This window comes from Bradyrhizobium sp. SZCCHNR1051 (assembly GCF_032489615.1).
Lineage (GTDB): Bacteria > Pseudomonadota > Alphaproteobacteria > Rhizobiales > Xanthobacteraceae > Bradyrhizobium.
Genome location: NZ_JAUEYJ010000005.1, coordinates 249,594 through 259,806 on the forward strand (window position 1 = coordinate 249,594; position 10,213 = coordinate 259,806).

The 10,213-nt window shown below is 60.5% G+C and carries 6 protein-coding genes; all 6 read right to left on the reverse strand.

Annotated features, from left to right (window positions below):
• Positions 1–117 precede the first annotated feature (117 nt).
• The 6 genes from QW868_RS08070 to QW868_RS08095 all read right to left on the reverse strand — a co-directional run bounded on the left by QW868_RS08070 (position 118) and on the right by QW868_RS08095 (position 9,748).
• Positions 118–897, reverse strand: coding sequence for a GntR family transcriptional regulator (locus QW868_RS08070; RefSeq protein WP_315797241.1), 780 nt, complete (start codon positions 895–897; stop codon positions 118–120).
• A 12-nt stretch (positions 898–909) separates the two neighbouring features.
• Entirely contained in the window at positions 910–2,187 is a 1,278-nt protein-coding gene (locus QW868_RS08075) for an MFS transporter (protein ID WP_316161359.1), read from the reverse strand.
• Positions 2,188–2,469: 282 nt separating this feature from the next.
• Positions 2,470–3,828, reverse strand: a complete 1,359-nt coding sequence (locus QW868_RS08080; RefSeq protein ID WP_316230300.1) for a sigma-54 dependent transcriptional regulator — start codon at positions 3,826–3,828, stop codon at positions 2,470–2,472.
• Positions 3,829–3,846: 18 nt separating this feature from the next.
• Positions 3,847–5,706, reverse strand: coding sequence for an ATP-binding protein (locus tag QW868_RS08085; protein ID WP_316230301.1), 1,860 nt, complete (start codon positions 5,704–5,706; stop codon positions 3,847–3,849).
• 162 nt (positions 5,707–5,868) lie between these two features.
• On the reverse strand, positions 5,869–6,582 hold the full coding sequence (locus QW868_RS08090; protein ID WP_315735411.1) for a GntR family transcriptional regulator: 714 nt from the start codon (positions 6,580–6,582) through the stop codon (positions 5,869–5,871).
• A gap of 259 nt (positions 6,583–6,841) precedes the next feature.
• The gene (locus QW868_RS08095; RefSeq protein ID WP_316230302.1) at positions 6,842–9,748 is read right to left on the reverse strand and encodes a helix-turn-helix transcriptional regulator; all 2,907 of its coding nucleotides are present in this window, start codon (positions 9,746–9,748) and stop codon (positions 6,842–6,844) included.
• Between the last annotated feature and the right edge of the window lie 465 nt (positions 9,749–10,213).

Here is a 10,213-nt window from a genome sequence, read left to right on the forward strand (position 1 = left end):
TGAAGACTAGTTTGCCAGTCCACACGAACGCAAACGACCCACCAGCTCGATCGATGGCAACGATCGACCATCGAACTTCGCGGGCGCCGTGAGTGCGAGACCATTAGGTGGGATGGTTCAGCCTGCAGCGGCGGCAATGGCCCAGCGAGATCTGGCTTCCCGTATCAATTCTGGCAAATTTGCAGTCGTTCGGTGCATGTGGGCTTCCAGGCGTGCGCACGCGCGCGCGGCGTTCTGGCTGCGGACGCCGTCCGCGATATCAAGACAGTCACGGAGCTCGGAGTCCGGATCGGCGTCTCGGGAGATGACGAGGCATCGAATATACCGGCTGCGGTCGTTGAAGTTTTTTATCATTCGCAGCATCTCCTCGTTCCTCGATATCTGCGCGATCTGCTCGAACACCCCCTCGATAGCGGCAGCATAATGCTTGGCGCGATTCCTTGCCGAATTCGCGGGCGGAAGCGCCGCCATTCTCATCGCGCTTCGGCCAAAGCGTACGGCCGACGATGGCTCCAAAGCCTTCCTGAGATTATGCGCGAGCACCAGCCGAGCAAACTCATAGAGGTCCTGCAGCTCCGCTGCGTCCGGGACCCTCGAGAAGAAGCCTCGCTTCGGAACGATATCAATCAGCCCCTCGCCATGAAGACGCTCGAGAGCTTGTCTCACCGGTGTCGCGCTCGCCCTGACATAGTCAGCAAGCTGTTCGATGCGCAGGTGCTCGCCTGGCAAAATGATCTTCGACTCCGACGTCAACTCGTAATGTGTGACCAATTCCTTGATTCGGGCGTAGGCAACATCGACTCGATTGAATTCGCTGTCCATATCGATACCTGCTGCGCGAGGATTGCTGATCCGGCGGGCTTGAGCCGAAGGCTGCGCGGCGCGTCGCGCGCTCATGCGACGCGTCGCTCATCGCGCTTTCTGCTCACGATCGATCGCCGAGTGCCGCCGGGTGTCGCGCATGGTGAGATAGACGACGAGAGAGGTCGCAATGCAGCCGGTGAGGTAGAAATAGAACCAGCTTTCGTGACCGATCGACTTGAACCAAAGCGCGATCGACTCTGCCGTGCCGCCGAAGATCGAAACGGTCAATGCATATGGCAGCGCTACGCCCGTTGCTCGAATTGCAGTTGGGAACAGTTCGGCCTTGACCACCGCATTGATCGAGGTATAGCCGGATACGATCAACCACGCCGCCGCGATCAGGAGGAATGCGGTGAACGGGTCGTGGACTCCCTGCAGCGTGTTCAGAAGCGGAATCGTGAACAGAGTTCCGCCCAGTCCGAACCCGATCAACAGCCATTTGCGTCCGATGCGATCGGAAAGGGCGCCATAGAGTGGCTGCAGCACCATTGCGAAGATCAGGCTACAGGCCGTGACCATGGTCGTTTGATCATCGGTCAGCTTGACGGATAGCTTCAGGTATTTCTGCATGTAGGTGGTATAGGTGTAGAAGGCCGCAGTCCCCCCCATTGTTAGTCCAACAACAAGCAAGACTTCGCGTCGGAACTGACCCAGCGCGCGCAGCGAACTCCCCTGTCTTGCCGACTTCGCGCGGGTGAATACATCCGTTTCGTGCAGGTTGCGGCGCATGACGGCGGCCACGACGGCCAGCAGCGCGCCGATGACGAACGGAATACGCCAGCCCCATCCACGAAGCTGCTCCTCCGTCAGAAGCACCTTCTGCAGGACCAAGAGAACGACGATCGCGCAGAGCTGGCCGCCAATCAACGTCACATATTGGAAGCTGGAATAGAATCCGCGGTTCTTTTCGTCCGCGACCTCGCTCAGGTAAGTTGCGCTGGCGCCATATTCACCGCCTAGGCTAATTCCCTGCACGATTCGCGCGAAACCAAGCAGGACCGGCGCCGCAAAGCCGATCGACGCATAGGTGGGCGTCACGGCGATGATCAGCGAGCCGAAGCACATCATCAAGACCGACAAGGTCAAGGCATTACGGCGGCCATGATGATCTGCAAAATGGCCGAATAGCCAGCCTCCGAGTGGGCGGACAAGAAAGCCGGCGGCAAACAGCAGCGCGGCGTTCAACTGCTGCACGACCTCGTCGCCCTCAGGAAAAAACGATTTGGCGAAATACAACGCAAACGCGGCATAGGCGTAGAAGTCATACCATTCCACCAGATTTCCGACCGAGCCGACGAAGATCGCGCGCAAGCGGCTACCCATCCCAAGGCCGTCACGGCGTGCTTCATCGGCGGCCGCAACGAGGGTGGGGCTGATAGCTCGCTCAAACTTCATGGCGTCCTCCGAGTGCACGTTTTCTTAGGCTCTAAGGCCAATCGTGCTCATGCCTGAGCAACCCGCGTGCCAGCCGGCGGCGGCCGCCGATCGCGCCGCCAAACAAAGCCATTTCAGATGGTTGCATGCGCCTCGCGTGAAACGGGCTCGCCGCGCTAAGCGGAATTCCGCCGATCCGCGTCGGCGCGTGAGCGGGAATCCGCCTCGTGCCTAGCAGGAGGTTCGGCTGGGTCGCAGCAAGCCGTATCTTGCCATTTTTTCGTTGAGCGTCCGCCGTGGCACGCCGAGACTTTCCATAACCGCTACAACCGACCAGTTGTGCTCCAGCAAAGACGCCTCGATCAGCATGCGCTCATAAGCTGCGACACGCTCAGAGAGCGAGCGCCTTGCGCCCGCTCCCTGGGCTCGCCGCAGAATTTCCGCGACGCGGCGACCCGTTGCGGCCAAGCCGAGCGCGTAGCGTTCGGCCACGTTCTTCAGTTCTCTAACATTGCCAGGCCAGTCATGGGTCAGCAGTGCATCGAAATCCTCGGCTCCGAGTGGCGTCAGGCCACGGCCGCTGCGCCGGGCAGCTTCCCCGGCAAAATGCTGGAATAGCAGCAGCACGTCGTTGCCCCGTTCGCGCAACGGCGGGAGACGGATCTCAGCCGCTGCCAGGCGGAAGTAGAGATCGGCCCGAAAGCGGCCGCTGCGGCTGTCCGCGGCGAGATCGGCTTTCGCGGCCGCGATCACACGGACGTCGACCGGGATCAGCCGGTTCGATCCCACCCGCTCGACCACGCGCTCCTGCAGAACGCGTAGGATCTTGACCTGGAACGCGTGTGGCATGCTTTCAATTTCATCGAGCAGGAGAGTTCCGCCGCTGGCATGTTCGAACTTCCCGATGCGAGCCCCGCGTGCACCAGTGAACGCGCCTGCCTCGTGACCCAGCAACTCGCTCTCGAACAGCTCGGCGGGTATAGCCGCGCAATTCACCGCAACGAATGGAGCTCGTGCCCGCGGACCAAGGTCATGCAGTGCGCGAGCGACGACCTCCTTTCCCGTGCCGCTCTCGCCGAAGAGGATCACATCCCTGTCGTGCTCGGCGAGCTCGCCAACGGACTTTCGCAGCGTGGCCATCGCGGGCGATGTCCCGAGGAGACGTCGCTCCAGCTCACCTTCGGCGCCGAGCCGGCTCGTGAGATGCCTGAGTTGACGCTTCAATCCTGATTGTTCTGCCGCCCGTGCCAGCACGGCAGACATATGATCCGGGTTGGCAGGTTTCTGCAAAAAGTCGTAGACACCCTCGCGCATGGCCGCTACCGCGAGTGCAACGTCGCCGTGAGCAGTGAGCAGGACGACCGGAATGTCGGGATCGATTCGCTGCACGTCGCGCATGAGTTCGATGCCGGATCGATGCGGCATCCGGAAGTCGGTCAGTACCACGTCAGGCAGCTCGGCCTGAAGCATCGACAACGCCTCGTCAGCATTTCGGGCTGTGCGCGCTTCGAAGCCGCCCAGCTCCAGCCATTGTCTGATCGAGCTGCGAACGATCTCCTCGTCGTCAACGACAAGAATCGATTTGCTCATCCACACACCCCGATAAGTCTAGGCCGGCTCGGTCGGCGTCGGCAAGGTCACCCGAAACCGGCTTCCGATTTGCAGTTCACTCTCAACCGAAATCGTGCCTCCGAGCTCCCTCACGATCCCATAGCTGATTGAAAGGCCGAGGCCGAGCCCTTCGCCGATTTCCTTGGTGGTGAAGAACGGATCGAACAGCGATTTCATGTGATCCGCGGAGATTCCGCTCCCGGTGTCTGCGACCTCGATCGTAACCGTGCTCTCCGCACGCCGGATGCAACCGCTGAGAACTCGGCGCGGGCGGTCGCGCATCGACTGGACCGCGTTCGAGAGCAGGTTGACGAAGACCTGCTCGAGACGGATCGGATTCGCCTCAACGTGAGCCGGCTCCGCGGGCAAGTCCAAGACAACCTCGATACCTTCATTTCTGATCCGGTACTGCAGGAGCCGCATCGCATTGCCGAGTGTCACACCGACATCGACTCTGCTGGTTGCACCGGTCTCCTTGCGGGCAAACATGCGCAAGTGACCGATCAGTGCCATCATTCGCTCGGCTATGGATGACATCAGGTCGAGGTTCAAGGCCGTTCGTTCGATCTCGTTGCGTTGCAACAAGACTCGGCTGCTTGCGATGTAAGTGGTGAGCGCCGCGAGTGGCTGGTTGATTTCATGCGCCACCCCTGCCAGGGCTTGTCCAAGACTGGCAAGCTTCGCACTCTGCACCAGGCTCTCGTGGGTTTGTCGCAATTCCTGCTCGGTGCGCGTTCGTTCCAGGACTTCACTTGTCAGTTGACGATTGGCTTCGCGCAGCTCCATCGTGCGCTCCGCAACACTTCGTTCCAGCAGCTCGTTAGCTTCGCCCTTGGCTTTCATCGATTGCCGCCATTGATGAGCGACAAGCCCAAGCAGCTGTACCGTGAGAACGGCAAAACCGGCCGTGACCGCGATGGTCATTGCATGCCGACGAGCCTCCCCGATGTCCGAAAAAATGAGCAGCTGCCATCCATGCGCCGGCAGAGGCCGCGCACGCAGCGCATATTCGTGGACGCCATCGTCGTCGCCCAGTTCGACCGATACCTCGCCCGATTCGGCCGACGAACCGAGGATCGGAGCATTCTCGATCGTGTCGCCGAACTGCCGGGACGCGTTCAGACGCGCGACCGCGGTCGAGGGTAGCCTTCGCAACGGATGATATTTCCACTGCGCGCGGCTGGCTAGGATGAGCACGCCTCCTTCATCTTCCATGGCCACCAGATCACCGGCCCTGACCCAGTCGGCTTCCAGCGGCGTCAAATCGATCTTCACGACGGCGACCCCGATCGTAAGCTCGCCTTCGGTGATCCGTTGCGACAAGAAGTAACCAGGCAAGCCGGTCGTCACCCCAACGGCATAGAACTGCCCTTCCCCGTCACGGATTGCGCTCTGGAAATAGGGGCGAAAGTCGTACGCATGCCCGACGAAGCTCTTTGCTCCATCATAGTTGCTTGCTGCCAGCGTCACCCCGGCCGTGTCCAGCACGTAGAGCTCGGCCGATCCCGCGGCCTGATTTAGCGACTTAAGATAACGGTTGGCAGCTTCGACAACTGCCCCATCGCCCGGTGTCCGGAACAGCCGGCGCACCGGATCGGCGAGTGAAAGAACCGTGGGCAGATATCGGAAGCGGGCAACGGTTGCATCGAACGTGCTGGCGATCAACGTAAGCCGATCGTCGGAGTCGCGGCTCATCTGCGCGAGGCCAGCGCTCAGGGCCAATCGGTAGGACAGCAGCGCGACTCCCACGATCGCCAGGACAGCAATTGCGGCGATAGCCGGCCAAGCCCTTGAGAGCCCACCCGGCAAGCCTAGTCGGCTCGAAAACCACGCCGACATCGCCACCCTCTCGCTCACGCCAGGGCTCAAATGATGGGCCTGATTTTGGCTTCGGTCGCCCCGCGAATTCTCCCCGCGCATGCCGGATCCAGAGCTTCACTCGCAACCGGGGTCTTGGACCCTCTCACAGGTCGAAGGTCGATGTACCCATGGGCATTACAATCAAACGTCAAACGAGATCTATATGGCCGCGGCCATCGTCCAGCGTGACCTAGCGTCCCTGATGAGCTCGGGCAGATCGACGATCATCCGACACATGTGCGTTTCCAATTTAGCGCTTGCACCTTTCGGATCTTGATCGCGGAGCAATTCGATCAGCTCGAGACATTCTCGTACCTGCGCGCCGTGATCCGGGCTTTGCAAGATCGAGAGGCATCGGACATACCGGCTGCGATCATTGAAGTTCCGCATCATTCTCAGCATCTGCCCGTTTCGCGACAGCTGCGTGATCTGCTCGAAGACGCTCTCGATGGTCATCGCATGATGCTTGACACACTTCGTTGCCGAGTGGCCCACTGCAACGGCTTCCACTTTCATCAAACCCCGGCCGAGACGCGCAACCGAGGACGGATCGAGTGGCCTCGTAATATTGTGCTCAAGAACCAGCCGGGCAAATTCATACAGATCCTGCAGCTCGGACGCGTTCGGAACCTTGGAGAAGAAGCCTCGCTTCGCGATGCTGTCGATCAGCCCCTCGCCTTGTAGGCGCTCCAGCGCTTGGCGTACAGGCGTGGCGCTCGCATTGACGCGATCCGCCAGATCGTCAATATGCAGATGCTCTCCCGGAAGCACCCGGACTTTGCCGTCAGGGACCAGATCATAGTGGATGACGAGGTCCTTGAGCTTAGTGTAAGCGGTGTCTACCTTGCTGATATCCCCGTCTGTATCACGCATGCCACGTCCCCTTGAACCACCCTAGGCGGACGCAACTTGCCGGCCGCAGACGTAGCTCCCGAGAGGCGTATAACTTGTTCCCGGAATGCTCCGACAGCGCCGACGAGCACGCACGAAGGGATTCGACGACGCCCGACGTCGACTCCTTGCCCTGCTACTCGTTGTCCGCCCATGACTTTCATTTTTTTACACACCGTAAGCTTACGCACTCATTGCAGCCGTCACCATCATAAAAACTATGCAATCGATGTGTACTGCTTCACTGGAGCATGCTGAGACGGTGTCTCATCGCGTAAGCGGTTGCTGCGGCGCGCGAGCTCACGCCGATCTTCATATATATGTTCGCAATGTGCCGATTGACGGTCGGCACACTGAGGCGTAGTTCCGCAGCAATGGCCTTGGAGCGGCTGCCGGCAGCGAGCTTGCTGAGGATCTCCATTTCTCGTGGTGAAAGATCATCCGGACCTCGCGCGTATAAGTTGCGTGACTCCGCCTCGACTCCCTCTATCCGTGCTCGATCAACGCGCTCCTGCCAGCTTCGCATGCCGAGTGCTACGAACTGCTCGCGTCCCCGCTGCAGCAGCGCACGCGATGACGGCTTGTCCCCTGAGGTTCCCGCAACGGTCGCCTCATCAAGATCGACGAGCGCTCGGAGGCAGACTTGGCCTGCCCGTTCAAGGTCGCCGCGGGCCTTTGCGAAGTGTGTGCGTGCCGCAACCGTGTGATCCTGAAGGGCCGCGAGGCGTCCGAGGATGAATTCACGGCATTCACCGGCTGCACCGATCGTGCTCCCGTGCTTTGGAGCGCGGACCAACGCTTCGAACCGGCGGGCACGTTTGACGTCCTCACGCTGCCAGGCGGCACAGACACCGAGCCCAAGCGCATCATCCGACAGCTGTCTGTCGGAATTTGTGTTCTCCAGGGATCGGAGCAACGCCTCAATGCGAACGTCGTATTCGTTTTCGCCAGGCAGGAATGCTTCGGTGAGAGCGGCGAAGCCAAGCACGATTTGCCCAAGGCGCACCGGATGATCCTTGACGATCTGTAGCGCACGCGAAGCGACTCGGCCAATCGCCGGCCAGTCGCCACCATACAAATAGGCACGCCATGCGACCGCGGAAAGCTCCAGGGCAATATGCAACCGGTGCCATGGTCCCAATCGGACGGCCAGCGCACGCGCGTCGCGCAGCGCCGCGTCTGAGCTTGCCAAATGACCCAGGCTCGCCTCGGCAATCGCGAGAGAGGTTAAAGCCTCGATCCGACCAGGAAGCGACCCGAAACACTTGGCATCCCGCAACAGGTCGTGCGCTGTTTCGACCCCCAGGGCGAGTTGCCCATGCCGATAGATCCAATCATGGGTCACGACCTCTCGAGCCCGGATGATGGCCGCCGGATTCTGCCATTCGGCGGCCCAACGTTGCACCTGCTCTGTCTGTTCGATGGATCGCGGAGCATACAGGTCGAGCGCCGAGGCACGATCCTCTTCATCTCCAAGCTGACGAACGAGATCGAGCGCACGCGGATCCGGCGCGTGGTAGATCGCCTCAAACGTCCCGTCATTCCATCGGCACCGCCAGTCCTGTCGGAGCACCTCCAATCGGGCCCAGTGCAAATCTCGGCGATCATCGCAGGCTTCCAGTCCGCGCTCCACCAGAGGCTGCCACATCTCAGCGGGAGCGCCGGCGTCCCGCAGCCTGCGGACAATCGCCACCAGGAAACTCATGGTCCATGATGGCCGCCGCTCCCAGCATCGGCTGAACAGAAAGCGCGTCGTCGCATCGGCGGCTTCGACGTCGAGTGATGCAGCCTGCGCAAGCGCGAGATCACGGAGCATCTCGTCCGAGGCAGCATCGCCTGCGAGATCGCAAGCGATCCGAAGGAATACAGCTTCGTGCTCGCTGATATAGTTCGCTCGCGCGCGCTCGGCTGCGTTCAGTGCGAAGACCTCGCCGATTTCAGCACCCGGGATGCGCTGCGAAGCGTGATACTGATGCGCAATCTCTCCAGGATCGGCATCGAGCTCAGCGAGACGCGTCGCCGCGCGTCGATGCAAAATCGCTCTCCGATCGGGGTTCAGCTGGTCGTACAAGGCGCGCCGCAACAACGCATGCGCAAAGACGTAGCCATCACCGCGAACGACGAGTACCCCAGCCCTCATCGCCTCGTCGATATGGTCCAGAATCGTCTCTTCGGAATCCGATATCAGAAGCTGCAATCGGCCGAGATCGAACCCTTCGGGAAATATCGCAGCGATCCGCAGCATTCCCAAGGTCGGCCCCGAGAGCCGCGCGAACCGTCGCGACAGCAACGGACGCAGTCCGGCCGGGATGCCGATACCGTTGTTCACGAGATCGGCGGGCCATTGGCCCTGGCGCCCAGCAAGCTTTCCCTCTTCGACAAGGTGGTTGAAGAGCTGGCGCACATAGAACGGATTGCCGCCAGTCTCACGGTGAATTGCCGTGGCAAGCGATGCAGGCAGCCGCTCGTCTGCCAATGACTCCAGCATGCGCATCGTGTCCGCCGGCTCGAGCGAGCGAACCGCGATCCGATGAAGCTCGCTCTCGCGCATCAGCGCATTGAGTTCCAGAGGCTCGCCGCCGGTCTCGTCGGGACGGAGAGTGATGACGGTCAGCAGCGGCAGAGATCGCGTCGAGCGTAAGCAATGCAGCAACATCGACCAGGATTCGCGATCGGCCCAGTGCAGGTCCTCGAGCACGAGCAGTAGTGGAGACTCGACTGCAACCGCATGAAGCAGATGAACCGCGGATTCGAACAGTCGAAACCGCTCGTCCGGTCCGGAGAGTCCTTTGAGAGCAGGAAGATCCGCAGCGGCCGCGAACGCCGGCACCACGCGAGACAGCGGCCGAATCATGTCATTGCGAGCATGGTTGAGGAGTGTCGGCTGCTCGCGAGCCCATTGGGAGAACGTGTCGGCAAACAATCCATATGGCAGAGGTTCGGCCATCTCGTAGGCGGCCCCCCTCGCCACACAGAAGCCGCGCTGCTTCGCAGTTTGGGCCAGTGCCTCGACCAGACGGCTCTTGCCAATTCCAGCCTCTCCTACCAGGACCGCACCAACAGCGCGTCCATTCTTGTCCGGGAGAAGCCCGCGAAGCCGGTTCGACTCCTGGTCCCTTCCTATAAGCGGAACACCGCTATCCCTCATGCGCTAACCAATAGCCAACCTACACGATACTCTTTCATGGCTGCGGCAAGACGCACTGCCGCCTGTGCGATTCAACCGCCCACGAAACTTAAGATTGCGTTGAGAAAATATCAGCTCGGCACGATAATACCAAGCGGCAAATCAATGTTGCGCTGCGCACATTGGGCTCATCTCGCGAAGACTGTCGCGCAATGGCGACCAGCGAGAGTCGAAGGATCGAGATCGATGACGATCTCCATGTCAACTTCAGCCAATGATTGCCTGCTCCGAAGGTCCACAACCCTTACGATCTTCAATAAATCGACTCAACTGAGGTTCGAACCATCATCGAGTCGCTTTCTTGACGATGCCTGCTTCGCGTCTCGCGTTTGTGGCGAGATTTAGCGCCCTCGCCTGCAGATGCGATCATGGCTGTTGTTGTCAAAGTGAAGTTCCGAAAGGTTGCCGGGAGGATACGACTGCGAC